Below are 17,154 nucleotides of genomic sequence, written 5' to 3'. Positions count from 1 at the left end.
GGGCCGGACCCCCTCAGTCGTACTGGTAGGTCGTGTTCGAGAGCAGGAAGCTCTTGCCGATCTCGTCGCTGTCGCAGCGCACGCCGTCCTCGGCGCTGGAGCAGGTGACCGGGCCCAGCGTGAGCGAGGACCCGTAGGGCAGCACCGCCACGGTGGCCCCGTCGACGTCCGTGGTGTCCCCGCCGGCCTCCTCCGCCCACCAGCCCCCGGCGTCGACCGTGGCCTGGCCCACCAGCGGCTCGGGCAGGCAGGTCCACGCGCCCCGCTCCGCCGACAGCATGATGGCGTCGGCCTCCTCCACGGCGCATTCGCCCACGAGCGTGGAGGCCAGGTGGTCGCCGCTGGGGGTGTAGTCCTTGTCGACGACCTGGCACACGGCCGAGGACGCGGTGACCGAGCAGGCGATGTTGCCCGACGGCAGCACGAACCCGGCGTGGTCCCCCTCCACCGTCACCGCACCGTCGCCACCGGCCGCCGACCGGCCGGCCACCACCGGGGCGATGTCGGCGGGCTCGGTGGGCGGTCCGGCGGTCCCGCCCGACCCCTCGTCCGACCCCTCGCCCGATCCCTCCCCGGCCGTGCCGGCGGCCTCGTCCCCCCCGCCACCACCGTCCTGGACGCCCGCGGTCCCCTCCGACGCGTCGCCGTTCCCGTCCCCGTCCTCCACGCTGCAGCCGGCCAGCAGTACCAGCCCGGCCAGCCCCAGGGCCGTCCAGCGGCGGGACCGGGCGGGGGACCGCATACCTGCGTCGTGGTGCACCGTCATGAGGCAGCAGCGTAGCGGCCGCCCGACGATCGGCTACGGTGACGCCCGAGGTCCCGTGTCGGAGCCGCGACGAATCCGCGGCACACGGGCCGTGGGTGAGGAGCAACCGTGGCAGCAGGACACAAGCTGGTGATCGTCGAGTCGCCGGCCAAGGCGAAGAAGATCGGCGAGTTCCTGGGCAAGGAGTTCACCGTCGACGCGAGCGTCGGGCACATCCGCGACCTGCCCAACCCCTCCGAGCTGCCCCCGGAGATGAAGAAGGGACCCTTCGGCCGGTTCGCCATCGACGTCGACGGCGGCTTCGAGCCCTACTACGTCGTCGACGCCGACAAGAAGAAGAAGGTCACCGAGCTGCGCCGTGCGCTCAAGGACGCCGACGAGCTCTACCTGGCCACGGACGAGGACCGCGAGGGCGAGGCCATCGCCTGGCACCTGCTCGAGGTGCTCAAGCCCAAGGTCCCGGTCCGCCGCATGGTGTTCCACGAGATCACCCGGGAGGCCATCCAGCGCGCGGTGCACGACACCCGCGAGCTGGACACCGACCTCGTCGACGCCCAGGAGACGCGCCGCGTGCTCGACCGGCTCTACGGCTACGAGGTCTCACCGGTCCTGTGGCGCAAGGTCAAGCAGGGCCTCTCGGCCGGCCGGGTCCAGTCGGTCGCCACCCGGATCGTCGTCGAGCGCGAGCGTGAGCGGATGGCCTTCCGCACCGCCTCCTACTGGGACGTGGAGGGCGAGTTCGCCCCCGGCGGCAACGACGGCCAGGCGTTCACCGCCCGGCTCGTGGAGGTCGACGGCTCCCGGGTCGCCACCGGCCGCGACTTCGCCGACGACGGCACCCTGCGCACCAAGGGGGCGGTGCAGCTGAACGCCGGCGCCGCCCAGGCGGTCGCCGACGGCACCCGCGAGGCGCGGGTCGCGGTCACCGAGGTCTCGGAGAAGCCCTACACCCGCCGGCCCTCGGCGCCGTTCACCACCTCCACGCTGCAGCAGGAGGCCTCGCGCAAGCTCCGGCTCAACAGCCAGTCCACGATGCGCACCGCGCAGCGGCTGTACGAGAACGGCTACATCACCTACATGCGCACCGACTCGACCACGTTGTCGGGCTCGGCGATCAGCGCCGCCCGTCAGCAGGCCCGGGACATGTACGGCGCCGACTACGTGCCCGAGGCTCCCCGGACCTACGGCAAGAAGGCCAAGAACGCCCAGGAGGCGCACGAGGCGATCCGCCCCGCGGGCGACACCTTCCGCACCCCGGCCCAGGTCGCCGGCGAGCTGCGCGGCCAGGAGTACGCCCTCTACGAGCTGATCTGGAAGCGCACCGTCGCCTCGCAGATGGCCGACGCCAAGGGCTCGACCGCCAGCGTGCGGCTGGCCGCGACCCTGCCGGAGGGCACGGCGAGCACCGCCGAGGGCGGCGCGCGCACGGCATACAGGAGGGCGGGGTATGCCGCGTCCGGCACCGTCATCACCTTCCGCGGATTCCTCGCGGCATACGAGGAGGGGCGCGACGAGAGCCGGTACGGCGAGGACGGGGCGATGGGCCACCGGCTGCCCAAGCTCTCCGAGGGCGTGCCGCTGGAGACGCTGCGGGCCGAGGCGCAGGGGCACCAGACCAGCCCGCCCGCGCGCTACACCGAGGCCACGCTCGTCAAGGCGCTGGAGGAGCGGGGGATCGGCCGCCCCTCGACCTACGCCGCGACCGTCGGCACCATCCAGGACCGGGGCTACGTGCGCACCCGCGGGTCGGCGCTCATCCCCACCTGGCTCGCGTTCGCCGTGACCCAGCTGCTCGAGCGGCACTTCCCGCGGCTGGTCGACTACGACTTCACCGCCTCGATGGAGGAGGGGCTGGACGCGATCGCCCGCGGGGACGAGCAGCGGGTGGCCTGGCTGCAGCGGTTCTACTTCGGGGACGAGGCGACCTCCACCGAGGGGCTGCGCGACCTGGTCCAGGACCTGGGCGACATCGACGCCCGGGCGGTCTCGGCGGTGGAGATCGGCGACGGCACCGTCGTGCGGGTGGGCCGCTACGGGCCCTACGTGGAGGTCGCCGACGAGGACGGGCAGCCCCGCCGGGCGACGGTCCCGGACGACATCGCCCCCGACGAGATGACGGGGGAGAAGGCCCAGGAGCTGCTGGCCGCCGCGGCCGACGACGGCCGGGTGCTGGGCACCGACCCCGCCACCGGCCACGAGGTCGTGGCCCGGGCGGGACGCTACGGGCCCTACGTCACCGAGGTGCTGCCGGAGACCGAGGAGGCGCCCAAGCGCGGTGCCAAGAAGGTCAGGCCGCGCACCGGGTCCCTCTTCGCGGACATGGACCTGGCCACGATCGACCTGGAGACGGCACTGCGCCTGATGTCGCTGCCGCGCGTCGTGGGCGCCGACCCGGAGAGCGGGGAGGAGATCACCGCCCAGAACGGCCGCTACGGCCCCTACCTGAAGAAGGGGACCGACAGCCGGTCGTTGACGAGCGAGCAGCAGATCTTCGACATCACCCTCGAGGAGGCACTGGCGATCTACGCCCAGCCCAAGCAGCGGGGTCGGGCGGCCGCGAAGCCGCCGCTGAAGGAGCTCGGCGACGACCCGGTGTCCGGGCGTGCGGTCGTGGTCAAGGAGGGCCGCTTCGGCCCCTACGTGACCGACGGCGAGACGAACGCGACCCTGCGCAAGGGGGACGAGCCCGAGGAGATCACCCCCGAGCGCGGGTTCGAGCTGCTCGAGGAGAAGCGGGCCAAGGGGCCCACCACCCGCAAGCGGGCGGCGAAGAAGGCCCCCGCCAGGAAGACGGCTGCCAAGAAGTCCACGACGAAGAAGACGGCCGCCCAGAAGACGACGGCGAAGAAGACCGCGGCGACGACCACCGCACCCCGGACGACCGCGAAGAAGACGACCGGGTAGGTCAGCCGGCTCCCGGCTCGGGCAGGGGCGCGGTCGAGTGGTCGCCGCGCAGCCGCTTGGCGACGAGCTCGGCGCTGATCAGGCACATCGGCAGGCCGATGCCGGGGATGGTGCTCGACCCGGCGTAGAGCAGTCCGTCCACGTGCCGGGAGACGTTCCCGGAGCGGAACATCGCGCTCTGGGCGAGCGTGTGGGCCGGGCCCAGCATCCCGCCGCGCCAGGCGGACAGGTCGGCCTCGAAGTCGGCCGGTCCGATGGTGCGCCGCAGCTCCACCCGCTCCGGCAGGTCGGGGATCCCGGCCCTCTCGGCGATTTGGGCGATGGCGGCGTCCGCCACCCGCTCCACGGCCGGGGCACCCTGCCCGTCGACGCCACCGTGGCCCAGGCCCGGGTCGGCGGGCATGGGCACGAGCACGAAGAGGTTCTCCCGGCCGGGCGGGGCCACGTCGGGGTCCGTCGCCGACGGCCGGCACACGTAGGAGGAGGCCGGGTCGGGCACCTGACCCGCCCGGATCCGGCCGAAGTTCTCCTGCCAGTCCTCGGTGAAGAACAGGCTGTGGTGGGGCAGCTGGGGCAGCTCGCCCCGCACGCCGAGCAGGACGAGCACAGCGCCGGGTCCGCTGGTGCGCCGGTCCCAGTAGGACTGGGGGTAGGTGCGCAGGTGCTCGGGCAGCAGCTGCGTCTCCACGTGGTGCAGGTCGGCGGCAGCGACGACGACGTCGGCGGGGGAGGTGTGCTCCACCCCCTCCGCGTCGACCCAGCGCACACCGGTGACCCGGGCCCGCCGCCCGCGCAGCCCGGCGGGCAACCGGTCGACCAGGGTCCGGCGCAGGCGGGCGCCGCGGCCCGTGAGCCCCTCCCCGCTCCCGGCCGCAGCAGGTCCGTCCGGGCCGCCCTCGTCGATGCCTGGCCCTCCCGTGGGCGCCGTCCCGACGGCCACGGCGCGGGCACCGGTGCGCACCCGCACGCCCCGGGCGACCGCCTGGTCGTGCACCGCCTCGACGAGCCGGGTGAAACCACCCTGGGGGTACATCACCCCGCCGGTCAGGTCGAGGGCGCTCATGAGGTGGTAGAGGCTGGGGGTGCGGTCGGGCGAGGAGCCCAGGAAGACCGCCGGGTAGCCCAGCACCTGGCGCAGCCGCCGGTCCTGGAAGCGCGCGCCGACGAAGGACTCCAGGGACCTGGTCAGCAGCGGCCCGAGCCGCGGGAGGCGGCGGAGCACGTCGGGGGAGGCCAGGGCGAGGGGCCGGGTGAAGCTGGTGTAGAGGAAGCGGCGCAGGGCGATGTCGTAGGCGTCGGCGGCCGAGACCAGGTAGTCGCGCAGCGCCTGGCCCGCGCCGGGCTCGATGCGCTCGAAGGTGGCCACGTTGGCCTCCGTGGAGGCGGCCACCTCGAGCGGCTCGTCGTGGCCCTCGAAGAAGACCCGGTAGGCCGGATCGAGCCGGTGCAGGTCCAGCTGCTCGGAGGTGCTGGTGCCCATCATCGCGAAGAAGTGGTCGAAGACCTCGGGCATCAGGTACCAGGACGGCCCGGTGTCGAACCGGTAGCCGTCGCGGGCCCACGACCCGGCGCGGCCCCCCACGGCGGGGCGCTGCTCCAGCAGCTCCACGTCGTGCCCGTCGGCCGCGAGCAGCGCGGCGCACGCCAGGCCCGCGATGCCCCCGCCGACCACGACCACCCGGCTCATCGGCGTCCCACCAGGCAGCGGGCCAGGACCACGGCCTTGACCGGGTCGGGGACCCGGACCCGACGGGTGGCGATCTCGGCCCCGGGGGTGCGGCGCAGCCGGACGGACAGGGCCGCGAACAGGTCGTGGGCCGCCTGCACCGCGCGGCGGCTGCTCGGGGGCAGCTCGGGGATGACCGCGGCCGCGGTCGCCAGGTCGGCGTCGATGTCGTCGAGCAGCTCGTCCCTGCGCTCGTCGGTGAGCCGGGCGGGGTCCACCCCGGGGAAGTAGTCCCGGCCGCGCGCCCCGTGGTCGTCGGCCAGGTCGCGCAGGAAGTTCAGCTTCTGGAAGGCAGCGCCGAGGGCCCGCGCCCCCGGGGTGAGCCGGTCGTAGCGGGCCTGGTCGCCCCCGACGAAGACCCGCAGGCACATCAGCCCCACGACCTCGGCGGACCCGTAGACGTAGGTCTCGAACGAGGCGGGGTCGTGCACGGCGACGTCGAGGTCGGCGCGCATCGAGTCGAAGAACGGACCGACCAGCTCCCAGCCGATCCCGTGCTGGGCGGCGGTCCGGGCGAAGGCGTGCACGACGAGGTTGGGGCTGCCACCGATCTCCAGGGCGCGCCGGGTGTCCTCCTCCATGGCGTCCAGCAGCGCCGCCCGCTGCTCGGTCCCCCAGGCCAGGTCGACGTCGTCCACGAGCTCGTCGGCGACCCGCACCAGCGCGTAGATGCACCGGACGTGGGTGCGGACGGGCTCGGCGAGCAGGCGGGTGGCCCAGCCGAAGGAGGTGGAATAGCGCTCGATGACGACGGCCGCGCTGGCCCGGGCGACGTCGTCGTAGCGGCCGGCGGCGCGAGCTCTCACGGCCACGAACCTACCTGCCCCACGCCGGTGGGGCCGCACCGGGTCCGGCCCGGAGCCGGGTTCACCCTGAGCGCGCCCGCTCGCCGAGGAGTGCGTCCCACAGGGCCTCGGCCAGCTCGTCCTCGATCTCGAAGGCGTCGACGAAGAGCTGGAGGGTGGTGCAGCTGAACGTCCGCCCGGTGAGGGCCCGGCCGACGAGGTCCTTGTAGGTGCGCGCCGAGCGCGCGGAACCCTCCGCCAGCTCGCCGGTCGCCACCAGGTGGCGCACGATCACCTCGGCCACCGCCGCGTGGTGGACCGAGGCGGTGGGCGCCATGCGTCGGACGTGGCGCAGCCAGCGTCGGCGGTAGCGCGGCCGGGCCAGCACCGAGCACAGCAGCTCGGCCGCGTCGTGCGGTCGGGTCATCCGTCCTCCCCGGGTCGTCGGTGGGGCGTCTCGGCCCCGGGGCGTGCTGCCCCTGTGGACGATCGTCGTCGGTCGGCGGCGTGCGCGCAGGCCACTTTGCCGTGTCCGGACGACGTCGGACGGCACCCCGTGGCGCACCGGACGCCCGGCGGTGCGCCATGATGGTCCCCGGTCCGACCGACGAGCCGTCCGGGGAGGTGAGGGATGGGGCCTGCGCCGTCCACCGCGGAGGAGTTCGGCGCTGCGCTCACTACGCTGCGGCACCGGGCACGCCTCTCCGTCCGTCAGGTCGCCGCCCGCAGCGGGATCCCGGCCAGCACCCTGGGCGACTACTTCGCGGGGCGCCGGCTTCCTCCGTGGAACCGCCCCGAGGTGCTCCGGGGGATCCTCGAGGCCTGCCGGGTGCCGGCCGAGGACGTCGCCGGCTGGGAGCAGCGGCTGTGGGACCTGCGCACCAAGCCCGAGCCGGCGCCGGTCCGGCGCGCACCGTGGCTGGGGCTGGAGAGCTACGCCCCCCAGGACGCGGACCTCTTCTTCGGCCGCGGTGCCGAGGTCGCCGAGCTGCGGGGTGCTGTCGCCTCGGCGCTGGCCGACCACGCCGTGGTGGCGGTCGTGGGGCCCTCGGGGGCGGGCAAGTCCTCGCTGCTGGGTGCCGGGCTGGCCGAGCCCGGCGAGGACGTGGACCTGCGCCGCCTCACCCCTGGCGCCCTGCCCGTGGAGCTGCTGGAGGAGACCCTGGCCGTCCTCGCCTCCTCCGGGCACGTCCGCCTCCTGGTCGTCGACCAGCTGGAGGAGCTGTTCACCCTCGGCCACGACCGGTCGGTCCAGGACCGCTTCGTCGAGGTCCTGGCCACCTGGCTGAGCGGTGGTGACGTCCCGCCGTCCCCCGAGGGCCCGGCCACCGGACGGCGGGCGGTCGTGGTGGGTCTGCGGGCGGACCACTACGGCAGCGCCGCGGAGCACCCCCTCCTGCTGCGCGCGCTGCGGGAGCGGCAGGTCCTGGTCGCTCCACCGGGACCCGAGGAGCTGCGGGGCGTGATCACCGGTCCGGCGGAGCTCGTCGGTCTGCGCCTGCAGGACGGTCTGGCCGACCTCGTCCTGGCCGGGGCCGTCGGCCACGGTCGCCCCCAGCAGGTGCTGCCCCACCTCTCCCACCTGCTCCGGTCCATGTGGTCGGTCAGCGACCGCCGCGAGCTCACCCGCGAGCACTACGAGCAGGTCGGGGGCTTCCGCGGCTCCCTGGTGCGGTGGGCCGACGACGTCGTCGAGGCGCTGCCGGAGGAGGACCGGCGCACGGCCCGACGGCTGCTGCTGCGCCTGGTGGGCGTCCAGCCCGGCCAGGCCCCGTCCCGGCGGTGGGCCTCGCGCGAGGAGCTGCTGTCCCTGGGACCGCACGCCCAGGACGTCCTCGAGCACCTCTCGGACCGTCGGCTGGTGGTCCTGGAGGACGACCGGGTCTCGTTGAGCCACGAGGTGCTGCTCGTCGACTGGCCGCTGCTCGACGGGTGGGTGCGCCGACGGGGCGACGCGTTGCGCGTCCGCGACCGCGTGGCCCTGCGCCGCGCGGAGTGGCTGGAGGCCGGTCGGGACCCGGCCCTGCTGCTCACCGGCAGCCAGCTGGCGGTCGCCAGGGACTGGCTGGCCGAGCACCGCGAGGACGTGACGGCCGAGGAGGAGGAGTTCATCGAGGCGGGCGCCCGTCGGGAGGAGCAGCTGGCCGCCGGGCGGGAGCTCACCCACCGGCGCACCCGACGGCTGCTCGCCGCGACCACGGTGCTGGCGCTGGCCACGGCCTCGCTCTCGGTGGCGGCCTTCTCCTCCCGCCAGCAGGTGCAGGTCCAGCGCGACGAGGCCCGCTCCCGCCAGGTGGCCAACCAGGCGGTGTCCCTGCGGGGGGAGTACCCCGCCACCGCCGCCCAGTTCGCGGCGTCCGCGCATGCCCTGCGCCCCACCCGGGAGGCGGTGGTGGCCGTGCTCGACGCGGCCGCCGGTCCGCACCTGACCCGGCACCTGGACCCCACCGGGGTCAACCGCGGGGACGTCTCCCCGGACGGCACGTGGGTGGCCCTGGGGTCGGCCGACGGGAGCGTGCGCACCGCCGCCGCGCTCACCGACGACGGCCTCGGGGCCCCGTCGACGGCGGTCAACGTCCTGACCGAGCAGACCAGCCCGACCACCGGCGTGGCCGACCTGGTGGTGACGCCCGACGGCGGGGAGGTGGTCGCCACCGCCGGCCCCGACGGGCTGCGCCTGGTGGAGGTGACCGACCCCGCCCGGCCCCGGGACGCCGGGGTGCTGTCCCTGCCGACCGAGGGGTATGCCGTCTCCCTGGACGTGCGCACGGTCGAGGACGGGCAGCTCCTGGTCGCCGGGGCCGGCGAGGAGGTGCTGGCCTGGACCCGCCCGGTCGAGGGCGGGGGTCTCCCGGTCGGGGGGTGGGAGGCCGTCGGGTCCGTGGCCGACCAGGGCCGGCCCGTGGTGGACCTGGCGCTCGGCCCCGAGGGGCGTCGAGCGGTGACCCTCGGCGACGACGGCACCGCGACGCTGTGGCAGGTGCGGCCCGGGGGCTGGCGGCGCGTCGCCGACACCCTGGTCGACCCCGACGGACGCCTGCAGCACCGCGTGGAGCTGTCCCCCGACGGGACCACCGCCGCCGTCGTCGGCCGCGACAAGACCCTGCGCCTGTTCGCCGTGGACGACGAGGGGCTGACGCCGGAGGGGGAGGCGCGGGCGTTCGCCAGCTACGTCAACGACGTCGAGTTCGCCCCCGACGGCGAGCAGGTCGTGGCCGTCGGGTCGGCCGGGGAGGTGCTCCTGTGGCGGCGGGGTCCGCAGGGATGGGCCTCCACGGACTGGGACGTGCCGGCGGCGTCGGTGGCCACCGCGGCACCCAACGTCGCGGTCGTGGCCCTGGCCGAGGGCAGGTGGGTGGTCGCGCCGGAGAACGACGAGTGGTTCTTCTGGGACACGACCGGGCCGGTGCCCGTGCGGCACGCCGACGGCGTCTTCACCACCCGCACCGACGCGGAGGGGGAGCTGCTTCTCGTCGCGGCGGGTGCCGGCGACGGGCGTCTGGTCCTCTACGACACCGCCGAGGACCCCCGTCGGCCGGTGCAGCTCTCGGCGACCCGGGCTCCTGACGGCGAGGTCTTCAGCGGGGCGGCCGACCTCGGACCCGCGGGAACCGTGATGGTCGGGGGCACCACCACCGACCGTCTTCTCGCCTACGACGTGTGCGACCCCGACGGTCCCCGGCTCGTGCTGGACGACGACATCACCGGGGGTCGGCTGGAGCCGGCGGACCGCAAGATCGTGGAGATGGTGGCCTTCGACTCCGCGGGCACGACGATGGTCGCGGGCGGGGACAACGGCTGGGTGTCGTGGTACGCCGTGGACGAGGACCGGGCCAGGCTCGCCCTGGCAGGACGGGCCGACACCGAGGGGCTGGTGTATGCCGTCGCGCACTCGGTCCACGACGTCGCCGTGGTCGGACAGGTGGGGCGGACGCGGCTGTGGAGCACCCGCATCGGGGAGCTGCTCGGCGACCTCGAGACGCCGGGCGCGGTCCTGGGCCTGGACCTGGACCCGACCGACGAGCACCTCGTCGCGGTCGGGGCCGGTCGCGAGGTGGCCCTGTGGGACGTGCGCGACCCGGCGGCGCCGGTCCTGGTGGACACCCTCACCGGTCCTGGCTCGGAGGTCTACAACGTGCAGTACAGCGCCGACGGCGGCCGGCTCGCGGCGGCCTCCCAGGACGGGCGGCTCTGGCTCTGGGACCGGGAGGGCGACGGCTGGAGCGACCCCCTGGCCCTCGGCGCCGCGCAGACCCGGCTGTTCGCGGTCGGGTGGGGCGGGGGCGACGAGGTGATCTACGCCGGTGGCAACCTCGGTGAGGTCCGGATCTGGGACACCGACGTCGAGCGCGCCCTCGACTGGATCTGCGGCACCACCGGGGTGCGGCTCACCGAGCAGGAGTGGGCCGACCGGCTGCCCGGCGTCCCGTGGACGCCTCCCTGCGAGGAGCCGTAGCCCCGGGGACGCCTCCGGCTCGCCCGCAGCACGGAAGCACGAGCCCGAGAGCCGCGCGTCAGGCGCACAGGGCCTGCGCCAGGTCGGCGACGACGTCCTCGGGCGTCTCGAGCCCGACCGACAGGCGCAGGATGCCCGCTCCGGGACGCGCCTCCTCGGCGACGGGACGGTGGGTCAGCGCGGCGGGGTGCTGGATCAGGCTGTCGACCCCGCCGAGCGACACGGCGTGGGTGATCATCCGCACGCCCTCGGCCACCCGGCGGGCCCGCTCGTAGCTGCCCAGGTCGAACGCCAGCACCGCTCCCGGTCCGCTCATCTGGGTGCCGACGAGCCCGGCCGGGTCGGACCCCTCCGACCCGGGGTAGAAGACCCGGTCCACGTCCGTGTGCGCCCGCAGCCAGGCGGCCACCACCTGGGCGCCCTCCTGCTGGGCCCGCACCCGCACCGGCAGCGTCTGCAACCCGCGGTGGGCCAGGTAACCGGACAACGGGTGCATGATCGCGCCGGTGATGGCCCGGACCGGCCGGATGCGCCCGGCCCACTCCTGGGAGGTGGCGACCACGCCGCCGAGGACGTCCCCGTGCCCGGCGAGGAACTTGGTCACCGAGTGCAGGACGAGGCTCGCCCCGTGCTCGAGCGGCCGCTGGAGCACGGGGGTGGCGAAGGTGTTGTCGACCAGGACCGGGACGTCCCCCGCGCGCTCGCACAGGGCGCTCAGGTCGACCAGGTCCAGGGTCGGGTTGGCCGGGGTCTCGACCAGCACCAGGCCGGTGTCCGGCTCGACCGCCTCCCCGACGTCGTCCGCGTCGACCCAGGTCACCCTCGTGCCGAGAAGGCCGGTGGCGAGCAGGTGGTCGCTGCCGCCGTAGAGCGGACGCACCGCCACGACGTGGGGGGTGCCCGCGGAGACGCAGGCCAGCAGGGTCGCGGTCAGCCCGGCCATCCCGGAGGCGAAGGCCACCCCGGCCTCGGCACCCTCCAGGGCGGCCAGCGCCTCCTCGAACCGGGCCACCGTGGGGCTCCACAGCCGCTGGTACACCGCCGTCTGCCCCGGGGCGCGCTCGTGCCCCGAGGCCATGTGCTCGTAGGCCTCGCCACCGGCCTCCACGTCGGGCAGCGGGTAGGTGCTGGAGAGGTCGATCGGGGGGACGTGCACCCCCAGGGCGGCCAGGTCCTCCCGCCCGGCGTGGACGGCGCGGCTGTCAAGACCCAGGGCTTCGGCGTTCATGAGACAGAAGTGTAGATCCTGTGTCATCAAGACGAAATCCACGAAGCATGACCCGCAAAGGGCGACGTATGCCGCTGCCTCGCCCCACGGCATACCCTGGCGGGGTGCCGAAGAATCCGCAGGACCGCGCCAAGCCGTTGGACGAGACCGACCTGGCGCTGGTGCGCCTGCTGGAGCGGGACGGGCGGATGTCCAACGCCATGCTCGCCCGCGAGGTCGGCATCGCCGAGTCGACCTGCCTGGTGCGGGTGCGCTCGCTGCGCGAGCGGGGGGTCGTGCGGGGCATCCACGCCGACATCGACCCGGTGGCCGTGGGCCGGCCGGTCGAGGCGATGATCGCGGTGCGCTTCGGCGGTCACCGCCGCAGCCACTTCGAGCAGTTCACCGAGGAGGTGCCCCGGCTGCCCGGCGTCCTGGGCGCCTTCCACGTCTCCGGAGCCATCGACTACTACGTGCACGTGGCCACCGAGTCGGCCGACGCGCTGCGCGACTTCGTCCTGGACCACCTGACCAACCGTCCCGGGGTGCTGCACGCCGAGACCTCCCTCATCTTCGAGTCGTTGCGGGGGCGGGGCACGATGACCCGCGGGCAGGAGGCGCCGCGCGCCGGGGAGGACGGGCGCCGGGGGGCGGACGGGGCGGACGGGACGGAGGGTGTGGAGGAGGCTGAGGACGATGCGTCCGACCTGCGGGCTTGACCCTCACGGAACGGGAGGCACGAGCATCGTGCCGTGACCAAGAACCAGCTGATGACCGAGGAGCTGCTGACCGTGGGCCAGGTGGCCGAGGGTCTCGGCGTGACGGTGCGGACCCTGCACCACTACGACGAGATCGGCCTCGTGGTGCCCTCCGAGCGCAGCCGCGCCGGCTACCGCCTCTACACCGAGGAGGACCTGCGGCGGCTGCAGCACGTCGTCGTCTACCGCCGGCTCGGCCTCTCCCTGGAGCAGATCGGGCAGATGCTGAGGGACGGTGCCGGCGCGGACACGGTGGCCGCGCACCTGCGTCGTCAGCGGGACACGGTCACGGAACGGGTCGCCGAGCTCACCGAGCTCGTGACGGCCATCGACCGAGCCCTGGAGGCAGAGATGAACGAGGACCGGATCACCCGCGAGGAGCAGCGTGAGCTCTTCGGCGACACCTTCGACGAGAGCTACGCCCAGGAGGCGGAGGAGCGCTGGGGCGGGTCGGCGGCCTGGGCGCAGTCGCAGCAGCGGGCCAAGGGCTACGGCAAGGCGCAGTGGCAGCAGATCAAGGACGAGGGCGACGCGGTGAACGCGCGCTACGTGGAGCTGATGCAGGCCGGGGTGCCGGCCACCTCGGAGGAGGCGATGGACGTCGCCGAGGAGGCCCGTCAGCAGATCTGCCGGTGGTTCTACGACTGCCCGCGGGAGCTGCACGCCAACATCGCGGCCATGTACGTCACCGACCCCCGCTTCACGAAGACCTACGAGGACGTGGCCCCGGGCCTGGCGCGGTACGTGCACGACGCCGTCGTCGCCAACTCCGCCCGCGGCTGACCCCGGCGGCCCGCCACGCGCGGCCGGCCCCCGTCGGCAGGGGAGTGAACCTGGTCCGGTCGTGTGGACGAGGAGGTCTGGCGCGTCGGTCGCCTCACGTAGGCTGCCGCCGTGACCGGACCGAGCCCGACGCCGCCCCTGCCGGGAGGCGGGGACGGCGTGCCGGTGGTCGCCCACGGCGGGCGGCCGGCCCCTGATGGCGGGCTGTTCCTGGCCCTCGAGGGCGGTGACGGGGCGGGCAAGTCGACCCAGGCGGACCGGCTGGGCGCCTGGTTGGCCGGGCACGGCCACGAGGTCGTGCGCACCCGGGAGCCGGGCGGCACGGCCCTGGGCCGGTCGCTGCGCGAGCTCGTCCTGCACGGCGAGGACGGCTCGGTCGTGCCCCGGGCCGAGGCGCTGATCTTCGCCGCCGACCGGGCCCAGCACGTGGCAACGGTCGTCCGGCCGGCCCTGGAACGGGGCGCGGTGGTCGTCAGCGACCGCTACCTGGACTCCTCGGTCGCCTACCAGGGGGCCGCCCGCGCGCTGGGGCACGAGGAGGTCCGTGCGCTCTCGCTGTGGGCGGTCGAGGGCCTGCTGCCGGACCTGACGATCCTGCTGGACGTCGACCCCGGGGAGGGGCGCGCGCGGCGCGGGGCGCAGCACGACCGGCTCGAGCGCGAGGCCGACTCCTTCCACGACCGGGTGCGGCAGGGCTTCCTCGCGCTCGCGGCGCAGGAGCCCGAGCGCTACCTCCTGCTCGACGCCTCGCGCCCGGCCGACGAGCTGGCCGAGGAGGTGCGCGCGCGGGTGGACGTCCTGCTGCGCAGCCCGGAGGGGGCACCGTGAGCGTCTTCGACCAGCTGGTCGGCCAGGCGCGGGCGGTCGCGGTCCTGCGCCGCGCCGTCACGGTCCCCGCCGCCATGACGCACGCCTGGCTGGTGACCGGTCCGCCCGGCAGCGGGCGCAGCGTGGCGGCCCGCGCGTTCGCCGCCGCGCTGCAGTGCGAACGGACCGACGACCCCGGCTGCGGCGAGTGCCACGCCTGCCGCACCGTCCTGGCCGGCAGCCATCCCGACGTGTCCCTGGTGTCCACCACCGAGACGTTCATCCGCGTCGACCGCGCCCGCGAGCTGGCGCTCACGGCGGCCACCCGTCCGAGCACCGGCCGGTGGCGGGTCCTGGTGGTCGAGGACGCCGACCGGCTCAACGAGCAGGCCGCCGACGCCCTGCTGAAGTCCCTGGAGGAGCCGCCGCCGCGCACCGTCTGGGTGCTGTGCGCCCCGACCGCCGACGACCTGATCGTCACCGTGCGCTCCCGGTGCCGGCGCCTGCAGCTGGGGACCCCTCCGGTGGACGCGGTCGCCGACCTGCTCGTGGGCCGGGACGGGATCGACCCGGCGATGGCCCACTACGCGGCCCGGGCGGCCCAGAGCCACGTGGGCATCGCCCGCCGGCTGGCGACCGACGAGCACGCCCGCGCACGGCGGCGGGAGATCGTGGCCATCCCCGCCTCGCTCACCGGCGTGGGGGCCGCTCTGCGGGCGGCTCAGGACCTCGTCGCGGAGGCCGGCGAGGGGGCCGAGACCATCTCCACGCAGCGGGCCGAGGCCGAGCGCCGTGCGCTGCTGACCCAGCTGGGGGCCGACCCCTCGGCCCGCAGCCAGCCGCCGGCCGTGCGCAGCCACCTGCGCGACCTGGAGGTCCGGCAGAAGCGAGAGACCCGTCGTCAGCAGCACGACAGCATCGACTCGGCGCTCACCGACCTGGCCTCGGTCTACCGCGACGCCCTCATGCTGGCCACCGGCGCGCCGGTGGAGCCGGTCAACGCGACCGAGCCGGAGCAGATCCAGCGGCTGGCGCGTTCTCTGTCACCGGAGGGCCTGCTCGCGGCGCTGGAGGCGATCACGCTGGCGCGCGGCCGGCTCGTGGCCAACGGGGCGCCCCTGCTGGTCCTGGAGGCGATGATGGTGGCCCTCGTCCTGCCCGACCGGGCAGGGACGCGGGCATGAGCGCCGCCTCCTCCGCCGGACCTCGACCCATCGGCACCACCCGCCCGGAGCCCCGGGCGGACGGACGGAAGGACACCCTCCCCGTGGCCCCACGGCTCACCACCCCTGGACGATCCGCGCGCCCGGGCGGCGTCATCCCCCGACGCGGGCCCGCCGGCGCCGCCCGTCCGCGGGCCGGTGCGGCGGCCGTCGCCGCCCTGGCGCTCCTGCTGGCGGGCTGCACGCCCGGTGCGGACGAGGAGGAGCCGGACCCTGGTACCTCCGCGCCCGCCGCCACCCAGGAGTCGCAGGACGCGGGCGGCACGCAGGATCCCGCCGGGGGCACCGGCTCCGCCGAGGCGCCGGACGAGGTCGTGGCCGGCGCCCCCGAGGGCTTGGAGGAGTTCTACGGCCAGGACCTGGCGTGGAGCGAGTGCGAGACGAGCTTCGAGTGCGCCTTCCTCACGGTGCCGGTGGACTACGCCGAGCCGGAGGGCGCCACGATCGAGCTCGCGCTGCTGCGGTCGGCCGCCACCGGCGACCCGCAGGGCTCCCTCGTGGTCAACCCGGGCGGGCCGGGCGGGTCCGGCGTGGACTACGCGATGATGGCCGGCGCCGTCGTCTCGCCCGAGGTCGCCCGCGCCTACGACGTCGTCGGGTTCGACCCCCGGGGGGTGGGCCGTTCGGCACCGGTGACCTGCGTGGACGACGACCAGCTCGACGAGTTCCTGGGGTCCGACCCCTCGCCCGACGACCCGGCCGAGGAGGCCGAGGTGGAGGCGCTCCTGGAGGAGTTCGCGACCGCCTGCGCGGAGAACGCCGGCGAGCTGCTGGAGCACGTCTCCACCGTGGAGGCCGCACGCGACATGGACGTGCTGCGGGCCGCGCTCGGCGAGGAGCGGTTGACCTACCTGGGTGCCTCCTACGGCACCTTCCTCGGCACGACCTACGCGACCCTCTTCCCCGACCGGGTGGGACGGTTCGTCCTCGACGGTGCGATCGACCCCACGCTCTCCGCCGTCGAGATGGGCCTCGGGCAGGCGGCCGGGTTCGAGCGGGCCACCCGGGCCTACGTCGAGGACTGCGTCGCGGGCGGCGACTGTCCGCTGGGCGAGGACGTCGAGACGGCCATGGCCGCCATCCCGCAGTTCCTCGCCGGGCTGGACCAGGCCCCGCTCCCGGTGAGCGGCGACGAGGTCAGCGAGCTGACCGAGGGCTGGGGGATGCTGGGGATCGTCGTGGCCATGTACGCCGAGGACTTCTGGCCGATCCTCACCCAGGCCCTGGAACGGGCCCAGCAGGGTGACGGGACCCTGCTGATGTTCCTGGCCAACACCTATGCCAGCCGGGGCGCGGACGGCGTCTACCAGGGCAACGGGATGCAGTCGATCTACGCGGTGAACTGCCTGGACCGACCCAGCGAGGAGACCGACGACCTCGACACCGAGGCGGTCCGGGCACGGTTCGAGGAGGTGTCCCCGACGTGGGGCCGCTACCTCGCCGGGGACGGCGCCTGCGGCGTGTGGCCCGCCGAGGCCGCCGAGACGGTCGACGACTACTCGGCGACGGGGGCCGGGCCCATCCTGGTCCTGGGCACCACCCGCGACCCGGCCACCCCCTACGAGTGGGCCGTCGACCTGGCCGACGTCCTGGACTCCGGCGTCCTGGTCACCTACGAGGGCGACGGGCACACCGCCTACGGCCGCTCCAACGACTGCATCACCGACGCCGTGGACGACTACCTGCTCGAGGGGACGGTGCCCCAGGACGGGCTCACCTGCTGACCGGTGGTTTGGGCC

Annotated in this window: 12 protein-coding genes; 7 read left to right on the top strand and 5 right to left on the bottom strand. The window is 74.9% G+C overall.

The window, feature by feature from the left end; all coding sequences use genetic code 11:
* Positions 1-13: 13 nt before the first annotated feature.
* Positions 14-766, bottom strand: coding sequence for a hypothetical protein (locus ACWHYA_RS02970; protein ID WP_425939057.1), 753 nt, complete (start codon positions 764-766; stop codon positions 14-16).
* Positions 767-874: 108 nt separating this feature from the next.
* Here ACWHYA_RS02970 and topA point away from each other — a divergent pair, with 108 nt between their 5' ends.
* Entirely contained in the window at positions 875-3,670 is a 2,796-nt protein-coding gene (gene topA / locus ACWHYA_RS02965; protein WP_425939058.1) for a type I DNA topoisomerase, read from the top strand.
* Position 3,671: 1 nt separating this feature from the next.
* Here the strand turns inward: topA and crtI are convergent, their stop codons facing one another.
* The 3 genes from crtI to ACWHYA_RS02950 all read right to left on the bottom strand — a co-directional run bounded on the left by crtI (position 3,672) and on the right by ACWHYA_RS02950 (position 6,608).
* Positions 3,672-5,357 carry a phytoene desaturase family protein gene (crtI, locus tag ACWHYA_RS02960; RefSeq protein WP_425939059.1) on the bottom strand — a complete coding sequence of 562 codons (1,686 nt, stop codon included), beginning with the start codon at positions 5,355-5,357 and terminating at the stop codon, positions 3,672-3,674.
* On the bottom strand, positions 5,354-6,202 hold the full coding sequence (locus tag ACWHYA_RS02955; protein ID WP_425939061.1) for a phytoene/squalene synthase family protein: 849 nt from the start codon (positions 6,200-6,202) through the stop codon (positions 5,354-5,356). The genes crtI and ACWHYA_RS02955 overlap by 4 nt, the downstream gene beginning before the upstream one ends.
* Before the next feature lie 61 nt (positions 6,203-6,263).
* Complete coding sequence (locus tag ACWHYA_RS02950; protein WP_425939063.1) at positions 6,264-6,608, bottom strand: hypothetical protein; 345 nt, start codon at positions 6,606-6,608, stop codon at positions 6,264-6,266.
* A gap of 204 nt (positions 6,609-6,812) precedes the next feature.
* On the opposite strand from ACWHYA_RS02950, the gene ACWHYA_RS02945 reads away from it, so the two are divergent.
* Positions 6,813-10,637, top strand: coding sequence for an nSTAND1 domain-containing NTPase (locus tag ACWHYA_RS02945; protein ID WP_425939064.1), 3,825 nt, complete (start codon positions 6,813-6,815; stop codon positions 10,635-10,637).
* A gap of 58 nt (positions 10,638-10,695) precedes the next feature.
* Here the strand turns inward: ACWHYA_RS02945 and ACWHYA_RS02940 are convergent, their stop codons facing one another.
* A complete protein-coding gene (locus ACWHYA_RS02940; protein WP_425939066.1) occupies positions 10,696-11,865 on the bottom strand; it encodes a trans-sulfuration enzyme family protein in 1,170 nt (389 codons plus the stop codon).
* 104 nt (positions 11,866-11,969) lie between these two features.
* Between ACWHYA_RS02940 and ACWHYA_RS02935 the strand changes: the two genes are divergently transcribed.
* The 5 genes from ACWHYA_RS02935 (at position 11,970) to ACWHYA_RS02915 (ending at position 17,139) form a co-directional block, all read left to right on the top strand.
* The gene (locus ACWHYA_RS02935) at positions 11,970-12,563 is read left to right on the top strand and encodes an Lrp/AsnC family transcriptional regulator (protein WP_425939068.1); all 594 of its coding nucleotides are present in this window, start codon (positions 11,970-11,972) and stop codon (positions 12,561-12,563) included.
* A 33-nt stretch (positions 12,564-12,596) separates the two neighbouring features.
* On the top strand, positions 12,597-13,385 hold the full coding sequence (locus tag ACWHYA_RS02930; RefSeq protein WP_425939070.1) for a MerR family transcriptional regulator: 789 nt from the start codon (positions 12,597-12,599) through the stop codon (positions 13,383-13,385).
* Between the two features lie 165 nt (positions 13,386-13,550).
* On the top strand, positions 13,551-14,213 hold the full coding sequence (gene tmk / locus ACWHYA_RS02925) for a dTMP kinase (RefSeq protein ID WP_425940004.1): 663 nt from the start codon (positions 13,551-13,553) through the stop codon (positions 14,211-14,213).
* Positions 14,210-15,376 (top strand): DNA polymerase III subunit delta', encoded by a 1,167-nt coding sequence (locus ACWHYA_RS02920; protein ID WP_425939072.1) that lies wholly within the window; start codon positions 14,210-14,212, stop codon positions 15,374-15,376. Before tmk ends, ACWHYA_RS02920 begins: the two co-directional genes overlap by 4 nt.
* Complete coding sequence (locus tag ACWHYA_RS02915; protein ID WP_425939074.1) at positions 15,373-17,139, top strand: alpha/beta hydrolase; 1,767 nt, start codon at positions 15,373-15,375, stop codon at positions 17,137-17,139. Before ACWHYA_RS02920 ends, ACWHYA_RS02915 begins: the two co-directional genes overlap by 4 nt.
* The last annotated feature ends 15 nt before the right edge of the window (positions 17,140-17,154 follow it).

The sequence above is a fragment of the Ornithinimicrobium carbonis genome (assembly GCF_977012275.1).
The sequence above is the reverse complement of the archived record's forward strand: the minus strand, read 5'-3'. Positions and strand labels throughout refer to the sequence as shown.

Excerpts from the sequence above, each read along its gene's own strand:
- ACWHYA_RS02970 (WP_425939057.1), bottom strand. The coding sequence starts at position 766 with ATGACGGTGCACCACGACGCAGGTATGCGGTCCCCCGCCCGGTCCCGC.
- ACWHYA_RS02940 (WP_425939066.1), bottom strand. The coding sequence starts at position 11,865 with ATGAACGCCGAAGCCCTGGGTCTTGACAGCCGCGCCGTCCACGCCGGG.
- ACWHYA_RS02945 (WP_425939064.1), top strand. The coding sequence starts at position 6,813 with ATGGGGCCTGCGCCGTCCACCGCGGAGGAGTTCGGCGCTGCGCTCACT.
- ACWHYA_RS02915 (WP_425939074.1), top strand. The coding sequence starts at position 15,373 with ATGAGCGCCGCCTCCTCCGCCGGACCTCGACCCATCGGCACCACCCGC.
- ACWHYA_RS02950 (WP_425939063.1), bottom strand. The coding sequence starts at position 6,608 with ATGACCCGACCGCACGACGCGGCCGAGCTGCTGTGCTCGGTGCTGGCC.
- crtI (WP_425939059.1), bottom strand. The coding sequence starts at position 5,357 with ATGAGCCGGGTGGTCGTGGTCGGCGGGGGCATCGCGGGCCTGGCGTGC.